General features: G+C 55.6%; 23 protein-coding genes and 1 pseudogene. 15 read left to right on the top strand and 9 right to left on the bottom strand.

Annotated elements, in window-relative coordinates:
- Both MKX63_RS02185 and MKX63_RS02180 read left to right on the top strand, forming a co-directional pair.
- A complete protein-coding gene (locus MKX63_RS02185) occupies positions 1-738 on the top strand; it encodes an ABC transporter permease (protein ID WP_341014970.1) in 738 nt (245 codons plus the stop codon).
- 107 nt (positions 739-845) lie between these two features.
- Positions 846-1,211 (top strand): ArsR/SmtB family transcription factor, encoded by a 366-nt coding sequence (locus MKX63_RS02180; protein WP_036702072.1) that lies wholly within the window; start codon positions 846-848, stop codon positions 1,209-1,211.
- A gap of 417 nt (positions 1,212-1,628) precedes the next feature.
- Here MKX63_RS02180 and MKX63_RS02175 read toward each other — a convergent pair whose 3' ends face one another.
- Entirely contained in the window at positions 1,629-2,597 is a 969-nt protein-coding gene (locus tag MKX63_RS02175; protein ID WP_341014969.1) for a cation diffusion facilitator family transporter, read from the bottom strand.
- Positions 2,598-2,892: 295 nt separating this feature from the next.
- Here MKX63_RS02175 and MKX63_RS02170 point away from each other — a divergent pair, with 295 nt between their 5' ends.
- Both MKX63_RS02170 and MKX63_RS02165 read left to right on the top strand, forming a co-directional pair.
- Entirely contained in the window at positions 2,893-5,214 is a 2,322-nt protein-coding gene (locus MKX63_RS02170) for a heavy metal translocating P-type ATPase (RefSeq protein WP_341014968.1), read from the top strand.
- 215 nt (positions 5,215-5,429) lie between these two features.
- Positions 5,430-7,424 carry a methyl-accepting chemotaxis protein gene (locus tag MKX63_RS02165; RefSeq protein WP_341014965.1) on the top strand — a complete coding sequence of 665 codons (1,995 nt, stop codon included), beginning with the start codon at positions 5,430-5,432 and terminating at the stop codon, positions 7,422-7,424.
- Between the two features lie 91 nt (positions 7,425-7,515).
- Here the strand turns inward: MKX63_RS02165 and MKX63_RS02160 are convergent, their stop codons facing one another.
- From MKX63_RS02160 to MKX63_RS02150, 3 genes are all read right to left on the bottom strand, one after another.
- Positions 7,516-8,478: an L-lactate dehydrogenase gene (locus MKX63_RS02160; protein WP_341014964.1), complete on the bottom strand. Its 963-nt coding sequence runs from the start codon at positions 8,476-8,478 to the stop codon at positions 7,516-7,518.
- A gap of 382 nt (positions 8,479-8,860) precedes the next feature.
- Positions 8,861-9,367, bottom strand: a complete 507-nt coding sequence (locus MKX63_RS02155) for a CcdC family protein (protein WP_036702077.1) — start codon at positions 9,365-9,367, stop codon at positions 8,861-8,863.
- 168 nt (positions 9,368-9,535) lie between these two features.
- Positions 9,536-9,796 (bottom strand): GlsB/YeaQ/YmgE family stress response membrane protein, encoded by a 261-nt coding sequence (locus MKX63_RS02150; RefSeq protein WP_036702079.1) that lies wholly within the window; start codon positions 9,794-9,796, stop codon positions 9,536-9,538.
- 259 nt (positions 9,797-10,055) lie between these two features.
- Here MKX63_RS02150 and MKX63_RS02145 point away from each other — a divergent pair, with 259 nt between their 5' ends.
- Positions 10,056-11,108, top strand: a complete 1,053-nt coding sequence (locus MKX63_RS02145) for a lactonase family protein (protein WP_341014960.1) — start codon at positions 10,056-10,058, stop codon at positions 11,106-11,108.
- A gap of 102 nt (positions 11,109-11,210) precedes the next feature.
- Here MKX63_RS02145 and MKX63_RS02140 read toward each other — a convergent pair whose 3' ends face one another.
- Positions 11,211-13,535: an alpha/beta hydrolase family protein gene (locus MKX63_RS02140; protein WP_341014959.1), complete on the bottom strand. Its 2,325-nt coding sequence runs from the start codon at positions 13,533-13,535 to the stop codon at positions 11,211-11,213.
- Positions 13,536-13,913: 378 nt separating this feature from the next.
- On the opposite strand from MKX63_RS02140, the gene MKX63_RS02135 reads away from it, so the two are divergent.
- The 4 genes from MKX63_RS02135 (at position 13,914) to MKX63_RS02120 (ending at position 17,249) form a co-directional block, all read left to right on the top strand.
- On the top strand, positions 13,914-15,035 hold the full coding sequence (locus tag MKX63_RS02135) for a sulfate ABC transporter substrate-binding protein (RefSeq protein ID WP_341014958.1): 1,122 nt from the start codon (positions 13,914-13,916) through the stop codon (positions 15,033-15,035).
- 111 nt (positions 15,036-15,146) lie between these two features.
- Positions 15,147-15,995, top strand: coding sequence for a sulfate ABC transporter permease subunit CysT (gene cysT, locus MKX63_RS02130; protein ID WP_341014957.1), 849 nt, complete (start codon positions 15,147-15,149; stop codon positions 15,993-15,995).
- 67 nt (positions 15,996-16,062) lie between these two features.
- Complete coding sequence (gene cysW / locus MKX63_RS02125) at positions 16,063-16,926, top strand: sulfate ABC transporter permease subunit CysW (RefSeq protein ID WP_341014955.1); 864 nt, start codon at positions 16,063-16,065, stop codon at positions 16,924-16,926.
- Between the two features lie 101 nt (positions 16,927-17,027).
- On the top strand, positions 17,028-17,249 hold the full coding sequence (locus MKX63_RS02120) for a YezD family protein (protein ID WP_036702087.1): 222 nt from the start codon (positions 17,028-17,030) through the stop codon (positions 17,247-17,249).
- A gap of 53 nt (positions 17,250-17,302) precedes the next feature.
- Here MKX63_RS02120 and MKX63_RS02115 read toward each other — a convergent pair whose 3' ends face one another.
- Positions 17,303-17,611, bottom strand: a complete 309-nt coding sequence (locus MKX63_RS02115; RefSeq protein ID WP_036732747.1) for a hypothetical protein — start codon at positions 17,609-17,611, stop codon at positions 17,303-17,305.
- A gap of 224 nt (positions 17,612-17,835) precedes the next feature.
- On the opposite strand from MKX63_RS02115, the gene MKX63_RS02110 reads away from it, so the two are divergent.
- The 3 genes from MKX63_RS02110 (at position 17,836) to MKX63_RS02100 (ending at position 21,485) form a co-directional block, all read left to right on the top strand.
- Positions 17,836-18,249, top strand: coding sequence for a GNAT family N-acetyltransferase (locus tag MKX63_RS02110; protein ID WP_341014953.1), 414 nt, complete (start codon positions 17,836-17,838; stop codon positions 18,247-18,249).
- Between the two features lie 60 nt (positions 18,250-18,309).
- Positions 18,310-18,942, top strand: a complete 633-nt coding sequence (locus MKX63_RS02105; protein WP_341014951.1) for an NAD(P)-dependent oxidoreductase — start codon at positions 18,310-18,312, stop codon at positions 18,940-18,942.
- 506 nt (positions 18,943-19,448) lie between these two features.
- Entirely contained in the window at positions 19,449-21,485 is a 2,037-nt protein-coding gene (locus MKX63_RS02100; RefSeq protein WP_341014949.1) for an NAD(P)H-hydrate dehydratase, read from the top strand.
- A 696-nt stretch (positions 21,486-22,181) separates the two neighbouring features.
- On the opposite strand, the gene MKX63_RS02095 is transcribed toward MKX63_RS02100, so the two are convergent.
- Both MKX63_RS02095 and MKX63_RS02090 read right to left on the bottom strand, forming a co-directional pair.
- Positions 22,182-22,637, bottom strand: coding sequence for a hypothetical protein (locus MKX63_RS02095; protein WP_341014947.1), 456 nt, complete (start codon positions 22,635-22,637; stop codon positions 22,182-22,184).
- Positions 22,638-22,704: 67 nt separating this feature from the next.
- Positions 22,705-22,997: pseudogene (locus MKX63_RS02090) on the bottom strand (SDR family oxidoreductase); the annotation flags it as partial.
- Between the two features lie 126 nt (positions 22,998-23,123).
- Between MKX63_RS02090 and MKX63_RS02085 the strand changes: the two are divergent.
- From MKX63_RS02085 to sdaAA, 3 genes are all read left to right on the top strand, one after another.
- The gene (locus tag MKX63_RS02085; RefSeq protein WP_341014945.1) at positions 23,124-23,534 is read left to right on the top strand and encodes a GNAT family N-acetyltransferase; all 411 of its coding nucleotides are present in this window, start codon (positions 23,124-23,126) and stop codon (positions 23,532-23,534) included.
- A 150-nt stretch (positions 23,535-23,684) separates the two neighbouring features.
- The gene (gene sdaAB, locus MKX63_RS02080) at positions 23,685-24,401 is read left to right on the top strand and encodes an L-serine ammonia-lyase, iron-sulfur-dependent subunit beta (protein ID WP_341014944.1); all 717 of its coding nucleotides are present in this window, start codon (positions 23,685-23,687) and stop codon (positions 24,399-24,401) included.
- Entirely contained in the window at positions 24,398-25,276 is an 879-nt protein-coding gene (sdaAA, locus tag MKX63_RS02075) for an L-serine ammonia-lyase, iron-sulfur-dependent, subunit alpha (RefSeq protein WP_341014942.1), read from the top strand. The genes sdaAB and sdaAA overlap by 4 nt, the downstream gene beginning before the upstream one ends.
- A gap of 38 nt (positions 25,277-25,314) precedes the next feature.
- Here the strand turns inward: sdaAA and MKX63_RS02070 are convergent, their stop codons facing one another.
- A complete protein-coding gene (locus tag MKX63_RS02070) occupies positions 25,315-25,617 on the bottom strand; it encodes a hypothetical protein (RefSeq protein ID WP_209877347.1) in 303 nt (100 codons plus the stop codon).
- Positions 25,618-25,676 lie beyond the last annotated feature (59 nt).

Raw genomic sequence — 25,676 nt, 5'->3', positions numbered from 1 at the left:
ATGCGGACGTTTCTGCGAATGATCTCTGCGGAGTGTCTGAAGATAGCCGGATTCCGCACCTGGCTGTTGATTCTGCTCAGTCCGCTGGTCTCCCTGCCGATTGGTGCACTTTCGGACATGCCGGGAAATCAGACAATCACCTGGCAGGTTCTGCTAAGCACGATGTCAACGCTGCATGCGCTGCTGTTTCTTCCGGTGCTCTCAGGACTCTTCGCGGCCTTAATCTGCCGCAATGAGCATAGTGACGGCGGCTGGAAGCAGCTTCTGGCGCTCCCGGTGACGCGGACTTCAGTATACTTTGCCAAATATGTACTGATAATAGGGCTATTGGGTGCGGTACAACTGCTGTTTGTTGGAGGGGTTCTGGGAATCGGATGGTATCGGGGCGCAGAAGGGGGAGTTCCCTGGGGGCTGCTGCTGAGCAGTCTGTTCGGAGGCTGGTTCGCCTGCCTGCCGCTGGCCGCCCTGCAACTGGCGGTATCCCAGGGCTGGAGCAGCTTCGGCGCTCCGCTGGCGCTGAATGTCTGCTTCACCATTCCCAATATACTGATTGCCAATTCCGCCACCTACGGCCCTTATTACCCATGGGTACAACCGATGCTGGCCATGTCCCCCTTCGGCGAAGAACGGTTCGGCGCCTTCAACCTGCCGCTGGAGAGCCTGATGATTGTCGTGTCGGGCAGCCTGCTTCTGTTCCTGGGTGCGGGCTTGATCGCTTTTTGGCGTAAGGCGGTATAAGATTCCCTTCTCCATGGACATTGGACGCTATTTTTTCTATAATTAATCGTAGAAGATACTATTAAGCGCCGGTGATGCCGGATGAGCATATGGAGGAGGGCGGGAGCATGGAACCAGCGGCACTCGAAGAATGCGACAACACCTGTAATGGTTCCGAACTGGAACCGGAATCTATGGCCTTGATTCTGCCGGACCGTGAGACTACAGATAAGATGGCAGAAATGTTCAAGGCACTGGGTGATCCGACAAGAGTTCGGCTGATCTACGCTTTATCCCAGCAGGAGCTATGTGTGCATGATTTGTCCTCCATACTGGATATGGGACAGTCGGCAGTCTCCCATCAGCTCCGCTATCTGCGCAATCTGCGGATTGTGAAGCGCCGCAAGGAAGGCAAGACCGTATATTATTCGCTGAATGATGCACATGTGGAGCAGATCTTCCTGCAGACCCATGAGCATATCCGGCATGAATAGATCGTTAGGTCAGGAAAAAGGGCTGTCCCCAAGCCAGGTAATGGCATGGGGCAGCCCTTTTATAAGTTATGATGTACGATAATCCGCATACATGTGCCAGTGCGAGGGCATGTGTTCAAAATATATGTGGAAAACAGCATACAATCGGTCGTTGTGAGGGCATGTGTTCAAAATATATGTGGAAAACAGCATACAATCGGTCGTTGTGAGGGCAAGTGGTTCGAATGTATGCGAAAAACAGCATACAATCGGTGGTCGTGAGGGCAAGTGGTTCGAATGTATGCGAAAAACAGCATACATTCGGCAGGCCTACAGAATCGTTAGGTTTTTCTCGGATTCCCTCAAAATTCCTCGAACTCTCCCGGACTCCCTCCGACGCACAGACTCCCTTACCCTTACCCGCTTACCTCCTCTTCCTCAGACCGGAAGCTGACCGTGCTTCACAACGGAATTCTCAAGCTGCAATGTGGTGTGCCGGATGCCGAAATGCTCTTCCACTAATTGAAGTGCCTGCTGCAGCACCTGCTCCGTATTCACTCCGTCTCTAATCAGCAGATGACCACTGAGGGCATCCATGCCGGAGGTGATGGTCCAGATATGCAGATCATGTACATCCTGAACCCCTTCAATGCCCAGTAGCGCCTTCTCGACATCTTCGGCATTCACGCTAAGCGGAGCTCCTTCCATAAGAATATGGAAGGCCTGCTTGATGACACCCCAGGCGCTGCGCAGGATCAGCAGGGCAACCAGTACACTGATGATAGGGTCTGCAACATACCAGGAGAACAGGTTCATGATCAGACCGGCCGCCAGCGCACCGACGGAGCCGAGAGCATCGCTGATGACATGCAGGTAAGCGCTGCGGATATTGATGTTGTCTTTAGCCCCGCTTTTGCGCATCAGCGACCAGGCGCTGACGAGATTGGCCAGCAATCCGACACTGGCAATTAACATCATCGTTCCGCTGGCTACCGCCGGAGGGGCGGAGAAGCGCTGGAAAGCTTCATACATAATGAATCCGGCAATGACGAACAGGGTCACCCCGTTGAACAAGGCTGCCATGATCTCGAACCGGTGGAAGCCGTAGGAGTTCTTGGAGGATGCCGGCTTCACTGCGATAATCATTGCCACAAGGCTAAGGGCAAGGGAGGCGGTGTCGCTGAGCATATGGCCGGAGTCGGACAAAAGAGCCAGACTTCCCGTAAACAGGCCGCCGAAGAACTCAAGGAACATAATGCCGCCGGTGATAATTAAGGCGATCAGCAGGCCCTTTTTATTATCAGGTGCGTGGGAATGTGAATGGGAGTGCGAATGCCCGTCAGAGTGCGAGTGGGCATGTGTTCCAGTGTGTGAGTGAGTGTGTGAATTGATATTAGAATTGTTCATTAGATAGGACCTCGCTTCAGTTAACATATGAATTATTGCTCATATGTTAATATTATAACTGCCGCAAACGAATTACAAGCTTTTCTTTTTCTCATTTTTAAGCTCATTTTATAAGTAAGATACGAACAGTTTGCCCAAAATAACTCCATCGGCATCATATTCTTCACAGTACATAATTAGCCGTAATCTGTGGGCTGAATGCATTGACACTGTATGATTCAGGGGAATATAATAGGTGTAAGTTAACATATGAACAAATACTCATATATAGGAACAATCAAGGGAGATGAGTCATTTGAGTACGGTAGAAGACAATGTGAAGCGGAAATGGGTACTGGATGGGCTGGACTGCGCGAATTGCGCAATGAAGATCGAGAATAAGGTCAAGAAGATTGAAGGTGTGTCCTCCTGCTCCGTCAACTTCGCCACCAAGACCATGACATTGGAGACAACCGCTGCTGCTGCGGATGAGATCGCCCAGCAGGCTGAGCAGACGGTAACCAAGCTGGAGCCGCATGTGAAGCCGCGCGCGGTTCAAGCTTCGCGGGCTGTTAAGAAGTCCTTGTCTGCGGAGGGAGCAGCTCAGGTGCGCAGCACAGCGGTTCAAGGACAGGGGCATGTTCATAACCATCCTGAACCGCACGGTCATGAGCATACCCGCGGAGAAGGGCATTCCCATGAACATGGGCACCAGCATTCACATGCTGCTGAGCACAGCCACGGGGATTCCCATGGTCACGGACACAGCCACGAGCATGGGGAGGGCGATACGCGCCGCATCCTGATGCGGCTGGGCGGCGGTGCCATTCTGGCTGCTGCCGGGATGTTCCTGCCGGTCAGCGGGATCACCGAGCTGCTGATCTTCCTGGCAGCCTATCTGATTGTCGGGGGGGAGGTTGTTTTCTCCGCTGCCCGGAATATTGTAAGAGGCCAGGTGTTCGATGAGAACTTCCTGATGGCCCTGGCTACCATCGGTGCCTTCGCTATCGGCGAATATCCTGAAGGCGTCGCGGTTATGCTCTTCTATCAGGTGGGTGAGCTGTTCCAGGGAATGGCTGTGAACCGTTCGCGCCGTTCGATTACAGCGCTGATGGATATCCGGCCGGAGTTCGCTTATCTGAAGGAAGGCAATAATCTGCGCAAGGTGTCCCCGGAAGAGGTTAGAGTAGGGGACAGCATCGTGGTTAAGCCCGGCGAGAAGGTGCCGCTGGACGGGATTATTCTTGAGGGCAGCGCGATGATGGATACCTCGGCGCTGACCGGAGAATCGGTTCCCCGCTCGACACAGCCGGGAAGCCAGGTGCTGAGCGGATTTATTAACCGCAATGGCGTGATTACCATTGAAGTGACCAAGGACTTCGGAGAATCCGCAGTCTCGCAGATTCTGGAGCTGGTGCAGAATGCTACGAATAACAAAGCGAAGACAGAGAATTTCATCACCAAATTCGCCCGTGCCTATACGCCGGTTGTAGTGATAACAGCGCTGCTGCTGGCAGTGGTTCCGCCGCTGGTGCTGAGCGGAGCCACCTTCTCGGACTGGATCTACCGTGCACTGGTCTTCCTTGTTATCTCTTGCCCTTGTGCGCTGGTCGTGTCGATCCCTCTCGGGTTCTTCGGCGGGATTGGTGCCGCGTCGAAGAACGGGATTCTGGTGAAGGGCAGCAACTATCTGGAAGCCTTGAACGATGTGAAGGTCGTCGTGTTCGATAAGACCGGAACCTTGACCAAGGGCCAGTTCACGGTAACCGGCAATGTTCCGGCGGAAGGCTTCACAAGGCAGGAGCTGCTGCGGGTAGCGGCTTATGCGGAGAGTCATTCCAGCCATCCGATTGCAGAATCCATCCGTGCAGCCTATGGTGAAGCTATTCCTGGTGAAGCCATTAGCGACTATAACGAAATCTCCGGCCACGGCATCGCAGTTACCGTGGAGGGGAAGGCAGTGCTGGCCGGGAATGCGCGGCTGATGGAGCGTGAAGGGATTGCCAGTGTAACCCCGCAGGAGTACGGGACGATCGTGCATATTGCTGTAGATAAGCGCTACGCAGGCTATCTCGTCATTGCAGATGAAGTGAAGGACGATTCCCTTAAGGCAATTCAGGCTCTGAATGCACTGGGAATCCACAAGACGGTTATGCTGACTGGTGACGCCGCTCCGGTAGCCGAGTCTGTCGGTAGACAGCTGGGCATTCAGGAGATCCATGCAGAGCTGCTGCCGGGAGATAAGGTTGCGGCGATTGAACAGCTGGAGCGGGAAAAGGGGCCGAAGGAGAAGATCATTTTTGTCGGGGACGGGATCAATGATACTCCGGTGCTGGCCAGAGCGGATGTCGGGATCGCCATGGGCGGACTTGGCTCGGATGCGGCCATCGAGGCGGCGGATATTGTAATTATGACGGATGAGCCTTCCAAAATCGCCTCCGCCATCGGCATCGCCAAGCGGACGCGGACCATTGTCTGGCAGAACATTGCTTTTGCGCTGGGAGTCAAAGCGGTCTTCCTGCTGCTGGGAGCATTCGGGATTGCCACCATGTGGGAGGCCGTATTCTCAGATGTCGGAGTCACTGTACTCGCTGTACTGAACAGCATGCGCGCCTTACAGCCGCCGAAATCGGTATAATCGTATAAGATGAATCAATAATGAAATAATTATGAAAAGTATAAGCCTTAATGATCCTAATTTTTGGGTCTTAAGGCTTATTTTTATGGGGTGTAATATATTTTTTGTCTATTTATGCCGATATATCAATATATATTTACAGCATATGGAAGACCACAATGGGTTTCTAGGGGGATTTTGCGGTGAATGAGGCAAGTGTACGGTCAAAATTGAAAATGAAAGCAAAGAACGGAAAATCATTATCGCTGCAAAGCAAGTATTCGCTTGTTATTTTGGCAATTGCTATTGTACCTCTGCTTGGCGTCACGATCTTTTTCATGCAGTACTTCGGGGGTGTAACCAGAGACGACAGTGAGGAGCTCGCCCAGAATATTCTGGAGATGAACACCACACGGATTGCAGAGTGGCTGAATACGCGGACATCTGCGGTCCAGGAGCTGATTGCGCAGCATCCGGAATTCGATACCGCAAGACCGGATACTATTTTTCCCGTGGTCAAGGTACTGGAGGAGAGCGATACTCAGTCCGAAGGCTACAGCGTCATTAACAAGCAAGGCATTCTGGCCAATTCCCTTAAGCTTACGGCGGATGTAGGGCAATCGGCATATTTCCTGCAGGCGAAGGAGAGTCTTGCTCCGGCGGTAGCGGAGATGTCTTATCTGGAACAGCTCAGCAAATATATTATCCCGGTATTCGTTCCGGTCGTGGACAAGGACAAGCAGTTTGGCGGCGGCATCGCCTTCTCGGTGACACCGGACATTCTGATGGAGATGGGCAAAAACATCCACGTGGGCGATACCGGCTACGGATACGTGATCTCGGGCAAGGGTGATTATTACGCCTACTCCGAGACGGAGCGGATCGGCAAGAATATCGCGGATTACGCCAAGACCACAGAGATGAAGCAGGCAGTAGAGCATATTCTCGGCAAGGAAGCAGGCTCGGAAGTTTATAAGGGAGAGGACGGCAAGCAGGTGATTACCTATTTCCGTACCGTCCCGGGCACAGACTGGAAGCTGCTGATTACGGTTCCCAAAAGCGAGATTACCGCCAAAGTCACCTCAGCCCAGCGGATATCCACCTTATTCATTGGAATCATCATTCTGGCGGTCATTGCCTTGGCCTTATCTCTGACCCGGCTGATTGTGAAGCCGATTGTGGCGATCTCTGGAGTGATGAAGAAAGTGGCAGACGGCCATCTCAGCGAACGGGTAACCGTACGCTCGGGTGATGAGATTGGCCAGATGAGCCAGAGCATTAATGATATGATCGGATCATTGTCCGGCATTGTCGGCAAAATCGATGCTACAGTGGCGCAGGTGGCTGTCTCGGCAGAAAGTGTGCTGAATTACGCCAGCCAGACCTCAAATACGTCGGCAGAGATTGAGACGGTCGTTCAGGAAGTCGCCCAGGGAATGGGCGAGCAGTTCAAGGGCTCGGAACAAGCTGCCAGAGCTACGGAAGAGATGGCGATCGGGCTGCAGCGGATTGCGGAATCCTCCGTCAATGTGTCCGACCAGGCAGAGACGGTCAGCACCGAGGTCGAGAACGGGTATGTGGAGATTCAATCCACACTTAAGCAGATGACTGTCATCAGCGGCGCTGCGGAGGAGACCTCGGCTCTGATCAGGAATCTGAGCGGGCAATCTGAGCAGATTGGCCAAATTGTTGACGTAATCTCGGAAATCTCCAATCAGACGGGGCTGTTATCCCTCAATGCATCGATTGAAGCGGCCAGAGCAGGCGAGCACGGGCGCGGGTTCGGCGTGGTGGCGAATGAAGTGAAGAAGCTGGCAGAACGCACGAACAGTGCCATTGTGAACATTGTGGAGCTGATCCGTCAAATTCAGGAATTTACCAGAGCAGCCGAGGTCTCTATGGAGAAGAGCATTGCAGAGATCGGAGACGGGATGGGTAAAATGCAGAACGTAGGCACCTCCTTCGACCATATCCGCTCGTCCATCCGTGAGGTATCGGTTCAAATTCAGGATGTCTCTGCCGTCAATGAGCAGATGTCCGCCGGGACGGAGGAGATTACAGCCTCTATCTCCGATATGCTGATTATTGCCAGAGATTCTGCCGAGAGCGCCGAGATGGTGGCGGAGGCTTCCACCGAGCAGCGGAATCTGATGGGCCAGGTCGTCACCTCAGCCGAATCCCTCAACCAGTTAATGAGCGAATTGCGCAGCGAGATTGAGAAGTTTCAATAGTATCAGGTAAAATTACCGCAAACACCCCTCTGTCACACAGGTTACTGTGTGAAGCAGAGGGGTGTTTGCGGTATAGGCTGTGCGGTTAAGCTTAGTGATGCTCCTCCAGTGTGAGGCTATCAATTCCCGCGCGGATAATGCTGCAGGAGGCGGTGAATTTGGCCATCTCCGTATCGCTGAGATTCAGCTCCAGCAATTCCTGAATGCCGCTGCTGCTGATAATGGCAGGAACTCCGGCACATACGCCGCTTTGTCCGTATTCTCCGTCCAGGATGGCGGAGACGGCGATGATTTTGTGCTCGTCATTCAGAATGGAGCGGGTGATATAGGCGAGTGCACTGCCGATTCCGAAGTGGGTTGAGCCTTTGCGCGTAAAAATCTCCCAGCCGGCATCCTTCGTCTTGCGGGCAATATCCTCCAGGTCCAGGCTGCTGAAGCGCTCGCGGTGCTGCTCCATAATCTGCAGAATCGGCTTGCCGCCGATGGTTACATGGGACCAGGCCACGAACTGCGACTCTCCGTGCTCGCCAAGGGCGTAGCCGTTGACGCTGCGCGGATCAATCGTGAACACCTCTGACAGCAGGGTTTTTAGCCGGGAGGAGTCGATGGAGGTGCCTGTGCCGATCACCCGGTGCCGCGGCAGGCCGGAGATCTGCCAGACCATATAAGTCACAATATCTACAGGGTTCGCCGCGACGACGAAGATCCCATCGAAGCCGCCCGCCATAATCTCGGTGATGATCTCCCGGGTAATTACAGCAGCGGCATCCAGTACATCCAGCCGGGTCTGCCCCGGCTTGGGATTGGCGCCTGCCGTCAGAATGACGACATCCATCCCCGCACAGTCGCTGGCGGTGCCGGCATAGACCTTGGTGCGTGTTCCGGTGAAGTCCATGCAGTGCGAGAGATCAAGTGCTTGCGCCATGGCGCGGTCGTAGGTGCGGTCGATCATCATGATCTCATCGCATACGGCCTGATTCACCATGGAATAGGCAACACTTGAGCCAACCATGCCGGAGCCGACGATTGCTACTTTTCTCGATTTACTTTTCAATTGCCCCGTCCCCACTCTCTACAAGTATGGTACTATTCTAACTGATCTCATCGCAAGTTACCTGACATAGCACCGAAAATATCCGCTGTCCCCGTCCGTTATTTAGCCACAATTTACATGGAAGGTAAGAGTATCAGGGTTCTTATGGGTTCTTATGAACTATAATATGCAGCTGATGGGCGTTTGGGAAGGCAGAAGGAAAGGGTGCCTCCGGCAGTCATCGCTAAGGCTGCCGGGGACACCCCCCCTTGTACAAATATAAGAATGTATATGTTTCACACGTTAAATTATCCTTCTATTTCTCGCTGAAACGGTACCGTCCTTTAAAAGGACGGCAAAGCCGTTTCCACTTGATGAAATGAATGTCTTAACCCGCTTCTCCCTAGACCCGGGGCTGCGGAATCTGCGGCTCGGCAGGCAACATTCCGGTATAGTGCTTATACATGAACAGTCTCCAGTGGAGGATCATGCCAAAGGCCAGAATGAAGAATAATCCGCCGGACTGCGGAACGGATACATACCGGTTGATGAACTCATGGAGCAGGGTGCGGACCAGCAGCAGTCCAAGCAGAATGAACGCGAAGCTCTTGGAGCGCTGGGCATAGATCAGCCCTTCACGTTCTTCGAACCGTGTACTGCGGATTAGCGGATAGGCAAAAATAAACCAGCCGACCAGGAAAGCTGCGGCCGCCCACCACCAGGGGAAGCGCACTTCCGGTACTACGAACATGGCGAAGCCGGTGGACATGCCTAGCGGCGGAATCCATATTTTGCGGATGGTTACCGGGCGGGCACTGGCCTTCATGCGGATAAAAATCACCATCAGCGCCATGAATACGGCCCCCAGCGTGGAGCCCACATGCAGAAGCGAGGGGTTGATGTTACCCATAATTCACTGTCCTCTCTGTGATTTCGGTCACTATTGTCTTCATTATAGCAGATAATGAACGGATTTCAGAATGAGCAAACACAGCAAACCCGCCTGGGGTCTAACCCCCGGCGGGTCTGCTTGCGAAGTATAGTTCAGCAGCTTCAGGTAAGAATGCTGCCATAGAGCTTAAGAACGGCTACGTCCGCCAACCGAACGCAGGATCAGGCTAACGATAAAGATCAGAATTACAGCACCGATCAGTGATGGGAAGACATAGAAGTCGCTGACCTTAGGTCCCCAGCTTCCCAGCAGCATGCCGCCCAGCCATGAACCGAGAATACCAGCGATAATATTGCCAATAACTCCGCCCGGAATGTCCCGGCCCATAATCAACCCGGCCAGCCAACCTATTACGCCACCAACAATCAACATCCATAGTAAACTCATTTACTTTCAGCTCCTTTTGTGTTTGTTGTCTTCGATGGTTACTATTAACCTCATGCTCAGCGTTTAAACCAGTGTTAAATTTTGCCGGCACACATTTATTTAGTATTCCAGTCTGTCCAAATTTATGCTGTTTAACCCTAATAATGAGGTGGGTACATAAAGATGTTATAGTGAATTAAATGGAGGACCTGCTGAGTAAGAATAGGGCTGTACAGGTTATATAAGATTATATACTTTAGAACAAAAAGGAGCCGCAGCCATGCACCAGCCTAATGAAGTATTATTCTATATTGGAACGTACAACAGTAAGGAGAAAGAGGCCATCCTGCTCGGTGCGCTGGATAAGGAGACCGGAGAAATGAGGCTTATGGGCGGTACCCGGGGGACCCATAATCCCTCCTATCTGGCGGTCAATGCGGCGCAGACTGCATTATATGCCGTGAGCGAGCAGGATGAGGGTGAGATTCATGCCTATGCGATTGAACCCGGCAGCAAAGCCCTGCATCCGCTGGGCAGCAGAGCGACCGGAGGCGGCGCACCTTGTTATGTCTCGGTGGCTCCGCAGGGAGATTACATAGCCGTGTCAAACTATACGGGGGGCAACGTCAATGTGTTCCCGCTGAACCCGGACGGGTCCTTGCAGGAGATGTCTTCCCAGGTGAAGCATGAAGGCTCGGGAATCCGCAGTGACCGTCAAGAGGCGCCCCATCCCCATTCGGTGATTCCGGACAAGACAGGTGAGCATGTGCTGGTCTGTGATCTTGGTCTTGACCAGATCGTGTTCTACCGAGTGGAGGAAGGGAAGCTGGTCACTCACCGGGAGGTGAATCTTCCTCCAGGCTCAGGACCGCGCCATCTGGCAGTGCATCCTTCACGGCAATGGATCTATCTGGTCAATGAACTGAATAATACCGTAACCGTGTTCGCTAATGATGAGCCTCAGGGTAATCTGAAGCTCCTGCAGAGTATCAGTTGCCTTCCGGAGCATTATACGGCGGGAAGTGATGATACGGCTGCTGATATTCATGTATCGCCATGCGGGCGCTACCTCTACGTATCCAACCGTGGACATGACAGCATCGCACTATTCCACATCGATAATGCTACAGGTCTGCTGGAAGCGGAGGACTGGGTGATCTCCGGCGGCCGGACACCGCGCAATTTCGCTCTGATCGGCGGCATGCTGCTCGCCGCTAACCAGAACAGCGGCAATATTGCCTCCTTCCGCATAGACGCTGAGACCGGGCGGCTGATTCCTACCGGCAATGAGCTGGAAGTGACGGCCCCTGTCTGCCTTGTAGCCCTGGATTAACCTGGACAAGTATCTTTGTGCAGGAACAGCAAAGCCCCCTGAACGCCGGAGTATGGCGGGCAGGGGGCTATTTGGGCTTTTTATAGATAGAATGATGTCCGGTTAATACACGCCTGTCAGCGGCTCCTCCCGCTCATAGAAGCCAATGTCGTCCAGCATAATCTTGTCTTCTGAGCCTTGTAGATAAAAGGTGATACCCTTCAGACTGTCCGGATCAAGCTCCGGCTCTTCCTCAAGGAACAGCTCGAAGGGCAGCTTGTACGTCTGGTAGACGGCCTCCGAGAGGTTGCTGAATTTGCCGTCACTGATCCGCTCCTCCAGCCATGGGCTAAGCGTGAATTCCGTCTGCGGCAGGGGCAGAATATCCATCACCTCGTCCAGGGGGATTCTTGCGGCGGTGTCGTTGCTGTCCGTCAGCTCCACCTCCACATCGGGGGAGAGCTCAGCTTCCGGCAACGGCCCGGAATCGCCGTCCTCGTTAGGATCGGAATTATGGTTCGCCAGGGAGAAGGTCAGTCCCTCTACGGCAGGAGATTCCGCAAGCGTCTGAGTCAGCGTGTCACTGAGCCTAATGCTGTAAGCGGCCTCGGCGGCCGCAGGCTCCTGATCCGGGCTTGCGCTGCGCTCCAGCAGAATACCGTAAGAGGGCTTACTGTTCCGCTCGCGGTCCTTCGCGGCCTCTTCGCTCCATTGAAGCCCGGTAGTTGAGACGGTCCCGCCTTGAACGATGCCTCTGTTGCGGTCTTCATCATAGTCCGCCACCGTAATATAGCTCCCGCTCTGGAAGCGGTTATAGTAGGCGGTATCCGGCAGCCAGCTGGCACCGCTGCGGTAATCGCGGAACAATTGCCGGTACTCGCTCCTCCCGTGCAGCGTGGTCTCCAGGAAGGCGGACACATAGACCTTGGCAATTCTCCGCTGCTCCTCCCCGTCCATGATCCGGGAACGCTTCAGGAACAGACCGGTCGGCAGCGTCTGGTCATACAGCCCCCAGTCTGTATTGAACTGGCTGTGGTTGGCGTCGGCAATGTAGAGCGAGCTTTTGAAGCCGGGGGTATTGCCGGTGTACGAAGAACGCATATATTGCCGGTCCCCGTAGAAATCATGCACATCGCCGTCACGGGCGCCCTGCAGCGTCAGATAGCTCACATCCGTTAGGCGGGCCTGCTTGCTGTCGATCATTTTATCCGTAGGAGCTAGAGCAATGACTGAAGTAATATGAAACTGCTGAATAGCGTTCAGAGCCGGATCACTGCTGAACCAGAGCGATGCATCCGCAGCCATGGCTACTGCCTGGCCGCCGCGGCTGTGGCCGAGCAGCGCAACAGAATCGTAATCAACCTTCTGGTAAAAGGGGTTGCCAGGCTGCTCCGCGAAGCTGCCGATCTGCTGCAGATGCTTCAGAATCATCCAGGTCCGCGCCTTGAAATCGTTGTCCGGAATACCCGACCAGGCTGAATAATTCAGGAAATTCTCATCCAGGGTGACCGCGATGAAGCCCCGGCTGGCCAGTAATTCACCAAGATAAGCGTAGCCGCCCTCGGAGAAGTCCTCCATCATATGGTTGCCATGCACCATGAGCACCAGCGGGTACGGCCCGTCCCCGTCCGGCATCCATACTCTGGCATTCAGCGGGAGGGAAGCGGGATCGAAGCCCCAGAACAGGGTCCGCAGCACAGGCCAGGAAGAGATATACCCTGTAGCATCCACGGAAGCAGAGGTTAGCAGGACATCCTTGCCATACGCCTTGCGCTGCAGATCCTTGCCGCTGCCATAGGTGAAGCTGTGGAACGTATAGCCTCCCGGCTGGGCGGGATCATCTGCAAGTAAGTGAGGCACCTGTCCGTCCGCCGCCAGACTCTGAAGCGGGGGTACAGGTACCGGGCTGCTTCCCGATCCAGTGCCATAGGCCAGTGCGAACGGGGAGAGGAGGAGCGCCGCAGCCAGCAGACTGCCGCTGAGCATTCTCCGGGTCCGCAGCAGGCCGGCCGCAAGTCCCCCTATGCCGCAGGCTAAGGTTGCGATACAGGCAATTACGGCTGCTGCTTCAAGCTCCAAATCGGAAAAATACAAGATTAGCAATACAGTCCCATAGGTGCTGAGCAAAGAGCCCGCGAACAGATGCGGACAGCGGAGTCCGGTAAGGGAGAGCAGCACAGCCAGCAGATTGCTGGCCAGCGCCATAACAAGCGTTCCGGCGCCAACTGCCAGCATAATATCCGCTGCGCTTCCGAGTCCGGTAGGAATACCCATAATAACTATAGAAAAAGCAAGAATACATAGTGTCCAAGGGCCGCTGAGCGCAGTCCTCCATATAGTAGTATCATACCTGTACGTTTCCAGAATGCGTCTGCCCAGTTCTTTGAGTACGCGCCTGTGCAGCCGCGGTCCTTGCGGCGCGGGGCCATACTCCAAATCCATTCCCATGATTATTTCCCCCGGTGCTTTTTTCACTCTATTTCACTCTATTTCACTCTATTAGATGTAAGCAATGATATTACTTTGGGGCAGCAATAACAAGTGGAGCTTACAGGAACGGACGCCACTTCCTGCCCGCCTCCCGTCGATCGTAGTCTTTCATTCAAATTGAAAAAAAGGTTTGACAGCGCGGGAAGCGTTCAGTATTATATCTGTATAACCTACTAAATGGGTAGGAATAATCAAATAAGTTCTTACCGTACAGACGGAGGAACGCCTGCTTCAGGCTCGCAGATACGTGTCTATAAGACCGGTTTGACTTGCCGCAAGCGGGCTTTCCTGCGTCTATTGCTTGTTACAAGACTATTATGGGGGAGTGGACTAAGGATGACACAAGGGATCAAGAAGGGGCTTCTCGCCGGGTTTGCATTGATATTGACGGCAGGGCTTACAGCTTGCGGGAACAGTAACACAGGAAACAGTGCGGGTGCAGGAACAGCGGCCCCGGCCGTGACAGAAGCGGCGGCGAATGCGTCTTCAGCACCGGAAGCCACCCAGACACAGGCTAAAGAGCCCATCGAGCTGCTGAATGTATCCTACGATCCAACGCGTGAGTTATATGAGAACTACAACAAGGCCTTCGCCGCCTATTGGGAGCAGGAGACCGGCCAGAAGGTAACAGTCAAGCAATCACATGGCGGATCGGGCAAGCAGAGCCGGGCTGTGCTGGATGGCCTGGAGGCAGATGTCGTTACGCTTGCACTTGGATATGACATTGATGCCCTTCAGGAAGCCGGGCTGATCGGTGCGGACTGGCAGAGTAAATATGAGCATAACAGCTCCCCGTATACCTCCACCATCGTCTTCCTGGTCCGCAAAGGCAACCCGAAAGGCATCAAGGACTGGCCCGATCTGCTGAAGGAGGGCGTAGAGGTCATCACCCCTAACCCCAAGACCTCCGGCGGTGCCCGCTGGAACTATCTGGCTGCCTGGGGCTATGCGCTGGACCACAATAATAATGATGAAGCCAAGGCCCAGGAATTCGTGCAAAAGCTGTTCAAGAATGTACCTGTCCTGGATACCGGAGCGCGCGGCTCCACCACTACCTTCGTGGAACGCGGCATCGGGGATGTGCTGATTGCCTGGGAGAATGAGGCCTATCTGTCCATCAAGGAGCTGGGTCCAGACAAATTCGAGATTGTGAACCCTTCAGAGAGTATTTTGGCAGAGCCGCCGGTTGCTGTGGTAGATAAAGTAGTCGATAAAAGAGGAACCCGCGAGGCAGCAGACGCCTATTTGAAATATCTCTACACCGAGGAAGGCCAGAAGATTGCTGCCGAGAACTATTACCGTCCGACGCTGGATAGCGTGAAGGCTGAGTTCAAGGATCAATTCCCGGAGATCAAGCTGTTTACCCTGGCGGAGAAATTCGGAACCTGGAAGGAGACCCAGGCGAAGCACTTCAATGACGGCGGGATTTTCGACAAAATTTACGTACCGGGCAGCTGACAACAGAGTTCGTGAACGTTGCTGCAGAAGCGGCAAGAACATACTGACAGGCGGGATTCCGCCAGAGGCTGATCGGCCATATGCCGAAGGCAGGAAAGGATGAATGGGCAGATGAGTGTCATGACCAAAGCTGCTGCAAGGACGGTACGGCGCAGGCTGCTGCCTGGGTTCGGGATTACGATGGGGTTCAGCGTACTCTATCTGAGCCTTGTGGTCCTGCTGCCGCTGTCCGCGCTGCTCTTCAATTCAACGGGGCTGAGCTGGACGAAGTTCTGGGATGTGGCTACGGATGCCCGCGTCCTGGCCTCCTACCGTGTCAGTCTAAGTACGGCGGGTGCTGCGGCCCTGATCAATGTTTTTCTGGGACTGCTGTTGGCCTGGGTGCTGGTGCGGTATGAATTCCCCGGTAAAAGAATCTTCGACGCCCTGATCGACCTGCCGTTCGCGCTCCCGACAGCCGTGGCAGGCGTATCGCTGACCGCCCTCTATTCCCAGAACGGCTGGATCGGCTCCCTGCTGATGCCGCTGGGCTTCAAGGTAGCCTTCACTCCGCTGGGCATTACGCTGGCGCTGATGTTCATCGGCATTCCCTTTGTCGTCCGCACGGTGCAGCCGGTGCTGGAGGATCTGGAGCGGGACATGGAGGAAGCCGCCGCTACGCTGGGGGCAGGCCGGGGGCGCACCTTCCTGCGGATTGTCCTGCCGGAGCTGCTCCCTCCGCTGCTTACGGGCTTCGCCCTGGCGTTCGCCCGGGGCATCGGCGAGTACGGCTCTGTCGTGTTCATCTCCGGCAATATGCCGATGCGCACAGAGATCGCCCCGCTGCTGATCATGTCCAAGCTGGAGCAGTTCGATTACGCCGGAGCCACTGCCGTGGCGTTGATTCTGCTGCTGCTCTCCTTCCTGATGCTGCTGGTCATCAACAGCCTTCAGCACTGGGCGCGGAGGAGCTCGCGTTAAAGGCGGCGAGTTTTGTCCGGAGCGGATTCATGATGCATATACTAACAAAACTTTAGGAGGAATAAATATGGCCGGTACGGTTCCCCTGCATGTCCCCGGGCCGCGTACAGGCGCGTCATCGCCTTCTACGACGGAGTCACAGGCGGTGAAATGGGTGCTCATCTCCCTGGCCGGGCTGGTCCTGCTCTGGCTGATTGCGCTGCCGCTGATCATTGTGCTGGTGGAGTCGCTGAAGCGGGGGCTGGATGTCTACTGGGCAGCATTGACCGACCCGGACGCCGCCTCGGCGCTGAAGCTGACGCTGCTGGTGGCCGCGATTACGGTTCCGCTGAATACGATCTTTGGGGTAACGGCGGCGTGGGCGGTGACCAAGTTCCGTTTTCGCGGCAAGGGCTTTCTGATTACGCTCATCGATCTGCCCTTTGCGGTATCACCGGTGATTGGCGGGCTGATCTTCATTCTGGTCTTCGGCTCGCACGGCTGGTTCGGCCCCTGGTTAAGCGACCATGATATCAAAATCGTCTTCGCCCTGCCGGGCATCGTGCTGGCTACGCTGTTTATCACGTTCCCGTTCGTAGCCCGCGAGCTGATTCCGCTGATGGAGGAGCAGGGCACACAGGAGGAGGAGGCTGCGATTACGCTCGGTGCGCACGGGTGGCAGATCTTCTGGCGCGTAACGCTGCCGAATATTAAGTGGGGCCTGCTCTACGGCATTATTCTCTGTAATGCACGGGCCATGGGCGAGTTCGGGGCCGTCTCGGTGGTGTCCGGGCATATCCGCGGGGAGACGAATACGCTGCCGCTGCATGTCGAAATTTTGTACAACGAATATCAGTTTTCGGCATCCTTCGCGGTGGCTTCTCTGCTGCTCCTGCTGGCACTGGTGACGATGATTGTAAAAAGCGTACTTGTACGCAAAAATGCTCATTGACAGCTATTGGGAGCCGTGCTAAGTTAATTCATAGTATACAAGGTGGTAATAACGGAATTTGGGTGAAGTTACTTCCCTAACCGGGAAAGGGAGGCTTGCGAATGGCTAAACCACTGAAGGTGGATGAGGTATGGCTTGCGCGGATAACGGAACTGCTCGACGATATGGAATTCGGCTCCTTGCACATCGTAGTGCATGAAGGCCAAATCGTACAGATGGAGCGCACGGAGCGCAAACGTTTCGAGAACAGCACAGCAAATTCACGCGGTAGTGGAGAGACCGGAAGCCGGCGGACCGATACCCGTACTGGAGGACGGGGATAATGCAGAAAGACCTTCCATTGGGGAACCAATCGAAGGTCTTTTAGGTTTGACTGTCAGTAACGCGGATTGCGCCGTGATCCGCTCAGCCCTTCTACAAGCAGAATGATAGCGGTAATGGCATGCATCACCCAGCCGACAAAAGGAATCAAGGCAACCACCGAGGTGACCACGCCCACGGCATTCCCGATAATCGGACCGCGCTCTCTCAGCAGAATGATTATGGCTACGGCATGCAGCAGAAAAGCGATCCCGAGCGGCGCCCAGGCATTTGCGACAACAAAGCTTCCCCCGATAATCGGCAGCGCCAGAAAAGCCTCATAAGCGAAAGTTCCCCATTTAAACAGTTTCCCTGTAGGAGACATAATTACTTCACCAACCTTCCACAATAATAGTGTTGCTTGTCTATCCACAGTTTACCCAAGGACACGGGGTAAGAATAACCTGCCACCCGCTAGAGAGCAAGTGCTGTGCTTTGAGTTATTGTACGCCGGAGGAGGCGGGGCGTTTCAATTTTGAACAAATACATATATATTGGTATCAGTATGGCAGCGGGGCTGCGTGTAGATTGCATGACAGGAGGAGAATTATGACCAATTCAGTACAGCCGGAGATCCGGCAGGAGCTGCCCTCAGTTGAGGATTATCTGGCGCTGCGGCTGGAAGCCGGGCTTAGTCCGATGAGCATAGAGGGGGCGTCCGCCGGACTGCCTAACTCCGCTTTTGCCGTGACGGTGTATGCGGGGGAGCAACTGGTGGGCATGGGCAGGGTTATTGGGGACGGGGGATGTTTTTTTCAGGTCACAGATATTGCTGTGAAGCCTTCCTTCCAGGGACAGGGTCTTGGAAAAAGCATCATGCGGGAAATCCGCGCATTCCTGGACAGTGTCCCGGAGAAGGCGTATATCAGTCTCATTGCTGACGGGGAAGCGGCCAAGCTGTATGCCAAGTACGGGTTCGCGCCGGTAATGCCTGCTTCACAGGGAATGTTCCTGCGGCGATAAATAGAGTAAATTCGTGTAATGATAAAGGAAAGCAGATTAGGAAAGTGAGGCAGCGGGAGAATGGATATTGTAGTATTTGGAGCATCGGGCAGAGTTGGAAGTGCCATCGTTCAGGAAGCGTTAAAAAGAAAACACGAGGTCACGGCTGCGGTACGCAGACCGGAAGCCTTCGGCCTTCAGCATGAGCGGCTGCAGGTAGTGGCTGCTGATCTGCTGGACCCGGCCTCGGTAACGGCAGCGGTACGCGGGCATGAAGAGGTAATCAGTGCGTTCGGTCCGGCGGCGGGGCATGAGAATGATCTGCTGCGGGTAGCGGATTCATTGCTGGAAGGGATGCGGGCGGCCGGACTTGAGCGTCTGATCATTGTCGGCGGAGCGGGAAGCCTGAAGACGGAATCGGGAGAATGGCTGATGGACACCGCCGGATTCCCGGAGGACTACCGAGCGCTGGCTTCGGCTCATGCCAATGCCTATGAGATCTATAGAGGGTCGGAGCTGGACTATACGTATCTTAGTCCGCCTGCCGCTCTGGTAGACGGGCGCCGCACCGGCCAGTTCCGTATCGGCCTCGACCGGCTGATTGTAGATGAAGACGGCCGGAGCAGCATCAGCATCCAGGATTTCGCCGTGGCGGTCATCGATGAGCTGGAGGAAGGGAATTTCAGCAGAGCCAGGTTTACTGTAGGGTATTGATGGGGCGATTGTGCAGATCGCAAGGTGAGGAGTTGCGCGCAGTGCTTGGGGTGCGCGTGTGCGTGTGCACGGAGGAGGATGCGGGCGAGGAAGAGGAGGAAAGGACAAAGGCAGCGGCAGGTTTAATCGCATTCTGTACAACTAAAACGCCTGATTTTACAAGAATTATGCGTTTAGTTGTAGTTTGTACATTTAAAAATCCCTATGTGCCGGGATTCTCCCCAATCGGGCAGATTTAGTTGTACAAACTACAGCTAGAAGAGGCGGGCTTTGCTTTTAGTGTTTTTAGGTGTATGAAATGCAACTATGCTTATTTGATCCTCAGGACTACATAGTGGGGGTCATTACCTATCTAACATAGAGGTCCTCTTCGTAGCGGGAGGACTTTTTGCTGTTTAAGCAGATTGTTACTCGTCACTGATTGGCCGCCATGGGCTGCCTTGGTTATTTGCTTGCTGAAACGGGACTTAGTACAATCGAAGCAACTATGAAGGAGGTCTGGACCCATGGATGTAGTGACAGCGGAGGAGATGCGGGAACTTGACCGCGACACGATTGAGCGGCTGGGCATCCCGGCCATCGCTCTGATGGAAAATGCCGGACGGGCCATTGCCGAGGAGGTCATCGGCCTATGCCGCCGCCGGGCAGGCGTAGCTGGTGTGGCTGGCGGCGGGGCGTGGTGCGCTGGTGCGGGAGCGGTTGGTGGCGGAGTGTGGAGCATTAAAGCGGGAGTGCTGGGTAGCGAAGTGCAGCGTGGTGGAACAAGATCGGCTGGTGGTGAAGCACTGAGTACTGGAGCGGGTGCAGTTGATGGTCAAGCGGGGAGTAATGAAGCACGGTGGAACGGGGCAGGCGTGGCTGGGGCGGGAGCGGGAGTGAGTGTTGATGGTGCATGGAGTGACGGGTTCAGTGCCGCTGGAGGTGGAGTGCGGAGTAGCGGAGCGGTAATACCAGGAGGTGGAATGCGGTTGGACGGAACGGGAGCGATTGTTGATGGTGCACAGAATGATGGGTTCGACACGGTTGGAGATGGAGTGTGGAGTAGCGGAACGGGAGCAACCGGTGGCACAGCAGATGCGTCAAGCGGGCGTAGGGCGCCAGGCTTCGGCGCTGCGGGCTTCTCCGTCAGCGTAGATGCAGCGCTGACGCTTGCCGGTGCCGGCGGAGAGCATTGGCTCGTCCTCGCCGGCAAGGGCAACAACGGCGGCGATGGCCTCGCCGCCGCCCGGCACCTGCGTGAGGCGGGCATCGCCGTCACGCTGGTGTACGCGGCCGCGCCGGAGTCGCTGGCCGGTGAAGCCGCGCTGCAGCGTGATGCCGCTGCAGCCATGGGCATTCCTGCCGTAGTCTACGGCAGGGACGCCCTGGACCTTGCCGCATGCAGCGGCATCGTGGATGCGCTGCTCGGCACAGGCAGCGCGGGAGCGCCGCGCGGTGCCTATGCGGAGCTGATTGCCGCTGCGAACGCCAGCGGCAGAGCCATTGTGTCCGCGGACATCCCCAGCGGGCTGGATGCGGACACGGGGGAGACGCATGAGCCCTGCATTCATGCGTCAGTGACCGTCTGCCTCGCGTTCCTGAAGCGGGGGCTGCTGCAATATCCCGGCGCAGAGGCCGCCGGGCGGGTCGTGGTCCGCTCCATCGGCATACCCGCTGCCCTTGCCCGGGAGGGCGGCGTCCGAGTCAGCCTGCTGACGCCGGAAGTACTGACGGCGCGCCTGAAGGTTGACCTGGCGCGCCGCCGTTCGCCCGAGGGCCACAAGGGCACCTACGGGCATGTCCTGCTTGCAGCAGGAAGCCTGCGCATGAGCGGCGCAGGTCTGTTGTCTGCCCGCGCTGCACTACGTGCAGGCTGCGGGCTGGTAACCTGGGCGCTGCCGGAGAAGCTGCTGCCCTATGTGATCGGTTCTGTACCGGAGCTGATGCTGGCCCCGGTCACCGGAGGTGACGGGGAGTGGAACGCAGGTACAACCGCTGAAGTGCTGCGGCTGAGCACCAGCCGCGATTGTACAGCCATCGGCCCCGGCCTGGGCCGGTTCGAAGGAGATACGGAGTGGCTCCGCAGACTGTGGGAGGAGACGGAGGGTCCTATGGTTATCGATGCGGATGCGCTGAATATACTGGCAGATGCCGATTACCGGAGCTGGAGCCGCCGACATCCGGTTATTCTGACTCCTCATCCAGGCGAGATGGCCCGTCTGGCGGGGATATCTGCAGCAGAGGTGCAGCGGGACCGGATCGGGCTGGCATTGTCTTACGCAGTTCAGCATGGGGTAATCCTTGTACTCAAAGGAGCCCATACCGTAATAGCAACGCCTGAAGGGCAGGCCTATATTAACATCACCGGGCATCCCGGTATGGGAACCGGCGGTGCGGGAGATGTGCTGACGGGCATCATCTCCGGTCTGCTGGCCCAGGGTCTGGAAGCGGATCAGGCCGCAGCATTCGGAGTATATTTGCATGGGCTGGCCGGAGAACGCGCCGCCCGGAAGCGGGACCATCCTGCCGCCCTGATCGCCGGTGATATTATCGAAGCGCTGTAAGTGTAAGCACCAGCTTGATGTCTCCAACCAACATCCCTTTAACAAATTCAAGCTCGTGCTCGCTCTGGCGCACGGCCCTGCTTCGAGGTCAAAGTTTATATTAGTCCGCTGTCTGCTTTAGCGGATAATAGGTGGATTTTGTCCATCTGCTGATGAGCGGATGAGCGCTGGCGGGACGTTAGTTGGATAAACGACAATTAATTTGGCACATTTCACCCCAGGCGGCGGTACTAACTCTATTAGTTGTAGTTTTTCCACCTGCTTGCGTGTAATCGGCAGAAACGGATGAATTAAGACACATTTCTCCAATTGTTTGCTGCGGGCATACAATAGCGCGCGATGCGCCGGAGGATAGGCGTTAACACGCTATGCTTGAGGAAGGTCATCGAACCCAACGTATGCGAAAAACCGAACACAATTTGCCCGCGCGAGGTCATCGAACCCAACGTATGCGAAAAACCGAACACAATTTGCCCGCGCGAGGTCATCGGGCCCAACGTATGCGAAAAACCGAACACAATAGTCTGTGGTGTCCTCTTACTGAGCCAACCTATAAATTTAGAGGTTACTTTACTCCGTTAGCCTGGATACCAGCCTACTCAATGTTACAGCCCTAGCTGGTATACCAGCCCTCCGGCTATCCGAGCCTTACCCGCTCTCCAGCCCAGTACCCCGCCTCCCCTGAAACCGTCCAGGTCAGAATAGAACCAGATAGACCAGCGGAATGAACAGGGCGAAGAAGGGAAGCAGGATCGGGAAGCGTTCGCCCGCGATCTGGGCGATGCGGAACAGCAGCAGGATTGCGAGTCCGGTAAGGCCGGAGACGAGGGCGTCGCCGCCCTGCTCCGCAGCGAGCCACAGGCCGGCGCCATAGCCGGCAATGGCGTACAGGGCCAGCGCCGGGCTGAGCGAGGTGGAGCGGAACATGCGCAGCAGCGCATCGGCCAGGATGGCAGCCGGCAGGCCGTAGGCGTAGATGGCATAAGGCACCGATACCGGCCAGCCGGACGGAATTCCGTTCTCATAGCCATGGATCAGCATGAACAGGGAGAGCAGGATGAAGGTCAATCCGGCGGCCGACAGCTTAGCTAGAGCGTACATGCCCGCATTCAGGCGGACAGAAGGCAGGTTGAAATCGTTGTGTTGATTCATCGCTATACATCCTTTCGGGGTGGGGGATGAACACGGCCGGAGTGACCGGCTGAAGCCTGGACATAGATCAACTGGCAACCATGTCCCCGCCGTTAACATGAATGCAGGTGCGGGTTACATAAGAAGCATCGCCGCTGGCCAGGTACACATAGGCTCCTGCCAGTTCGTAAGGCTGTGCCGCACGCTTGAACGGAATCTCTGTGCCGAAGACACTGACCTCCTCCGCAGAGAAGCTGGCAGGAATCAGGGCGTCCAGACCGGACCGGGAGCTACGCTGTTGACGCGGATGCCGCTGGCGGCGAGGGACAAGGCGAGAGAACGGGTGAAGGAGACGATAGCGCCTTTGGTGGACGAATAGTCATACACAGGGTTGATCGGGGGTTACTCCTCCTTGCTGGCTCATCTCTTCCGTATATGGGTATGCATGCGCCCAGAAAAGCGTGCGGCGTGAAGCGGAGTCATTAACATAGAAATGGGGGAGAATGCATGATATATAGAGCAATGACAGGGGACGATTACGAGGCGGCTTACCGGTTATGGGAGAATACGGACGGAATGGGTCTCAGTGAAGCCGACTCGCGTGAGCATATTATCCGTTATCTGGAGCGGAATCCGGGGATCAGCCAGGTGTGCGTGAAGGAGGACGGCACCCTTATGGGCACAGCAATGTGCGGGCATGACGGACGCAGAGGCTATATGTATCATGTGGCAGTCGACAGTGGCAGCCGGGGAAGCGGTACAGGCCGTGAGCTGGTGAGGCGTTGCCTTGCGGAACTTAGGGAAGCAGGCATAACGAAATGCCATCTCATGGTGATCGAAGATAATGCCCTTGGCCGCAGCTTCTGGACAGGTATCGGCTGGCAGGAGCGGGACGGGCTATTGCTTTTCTCAAAATAAAAGAACAGCGGATAATAGATCACAATTCATGTAATAGTGTAGCTTTGGTGCGGACGCAGTATAATATATAGGTGCTGTATAATGAACAGATGTACATCAATACATCATTCGCTGTACATGGCCGAATTTAGATAGCGGGAGACCAGAACTATGAGATTTAAAGATGTATTCTCAATTATAGGTCCGGCCATGGTCGGGCCTTCCAGTTCTCATACAGCGGGAGCCGCGCGGATCGGACGGGCGGCAAGGCAGGTGCTTGGCGAGCTGCCGGGAGAGGCCGAGGTTACGTTCTTCGGTTCTTTTGCCGCGACTTATCAGGGACACGGGACAGACCGGGCGATCGCCGGGGGGCTGCTTGACTTCGCCACGGACGACCACCGGCTGCCGGATTCCATTGAGCTTGCGGCCGAAGCCGGGATGAGTATCTCCTTCGGTCAGGGAACGGGGCTGTTTCCCCATCCCAATACGGTCCGTCTGCGTCTTACAGGCAGGGAGAGCGGGACGGAGATGACCCTTACCGGCACATCCATCGGCGGTGGCAATATTGAGATTGTGGATATTGACGGCTTCAGTGTGAAGCTGACCGGCATGTACCCGACGGTACTGATTCAGCATATGGATTATCTGGGTGTGCTGGCCAGTGTTACGGATGTCATGCGGGAGGGACAGTTCAATATTGGACATATGTCACTCGACCGGAAGAACCGCAGCGGGGCGGCCTTGACGGTGCTGGAGCTGGATGAGTCAGCCACGGCGGAGCTGCTGGAGAAGCTGCGGGCGCTTCCGGCAGTGAAGAGCGTCAAGGTAGTCGATTTGAACGGCAATAGACAAGAACAGACACAGAAGGGGAAGGACATCACAACATGAATTTTCAAACACTCAGCCAGCTGGCTGTACTATGCGGGGAGCGGGAGCTTGGGATCGGCGCTCTGATGCTTGAGGAGCAGAGCGCCGAATCCGGCCGTTCCAAGGAGCAGGAGTTCGCCACCATGCGCGAGTATTACGGGGTGATGAAGGAAGCGGTGCAGCGCGGCATGACCGAAGACACCACCTCACGCAGCGGCCTGACAGGCCTGGATGCCCAGCGGGTGGCCGCCTATAATGCAGCGGAAGAGCCTTGTCTCGGGGGGCCGGCAGGCCAGGCGATGGCGTATGCCCTTGCCGTCTCTGAAGTGAACGCCTCTATGGGCCGGATTATTGCGACACCGACTGCCGGCTCGTGCGGAATTATCCCCGGTGTGTTCCTGAGCTGTCAGGAGCGCTTCGGCTGGGACGATGACTATATGGTTTCCGGTTTGTTCGCGGCCGGAGCAATAGGGTATGTTATTGCTAATAATTCTTTTGTATCGGGTGCGGAGGGCGGCTGTCAGGCCGAGGTGGGTTCAGCGATCGGCATGGCCGCAGGAGCGTTGACCGAGATGCGCGGCGGGACTCCGGCACAGGCTGTACATGCGGTAGGTCTCGCGCTCAAAAATACACTGGGGCTGATCTGTGATCCGGTAGGCGGACTCGTGGAGATTCCATGCATTGTCCGCAACGGCTTCGGTGCCGTTACGGCGCTTGCAGCGGCGGATATGGCCTTGGCCGGCGTCCGCAGCGTGATTCCGTCCGATGAAGTGATTAAGGTTATGCTGGAGGTCGGCTCTGCGATGCCTGAGAAGCACCGGGAGACGGCCGGAGGCGGGCTGGCCCAGACCCCGACCGGCCGCCGGATTATGAAGGATCTGCGGAACCCGAAATAACCGACCGGTCACAGGCGCTCCGCAGTCTGTCGTTGAATTCAGAGCATGCGGAAACGTTCCAGGTGCTCCCATAGGCCCTCCTGCCGGAGAATCTCTGCCTGCTTCGGGCCCATGAGGTCGAAGTGGGGGAACGGCTGGCGGTTATGAATATACCGCGCCGGGAGACCGTGCTTCCTGCACCACTCCCGCAGGCGGGGCAGATCGCTGCAGCCCACCTTGGTGACTGTTGTGATCTCAGGGTAGCGTTTATCGATCCAGTAATGGGTCAGGAATGCAATTTCCCCTGCGGAGACGGCCTGTTTCCAGCGGGTTAATTCCGCCCGGTTGATTCCAAAAGCCATGGCTATTCATCCTTATCTGTAAGAGTAAGTAGACGATATATTACGCAAATATTAACGGA

The sequence above is a fragment of the Paenibacillus sp. FSL R7-0179 genome (assembly GCF_038002265.1).
Classification (GTDB): domain Bacteria; phylum Bacillota; class Bacilli; order Paenibacillales; family Paenibacillaceae; genus Paenibacillus_AQ.
Note: the sequence above shows the minus strand (reverse complement) of the source record. Positions and strands in the feature narration are given on the sequence as shown.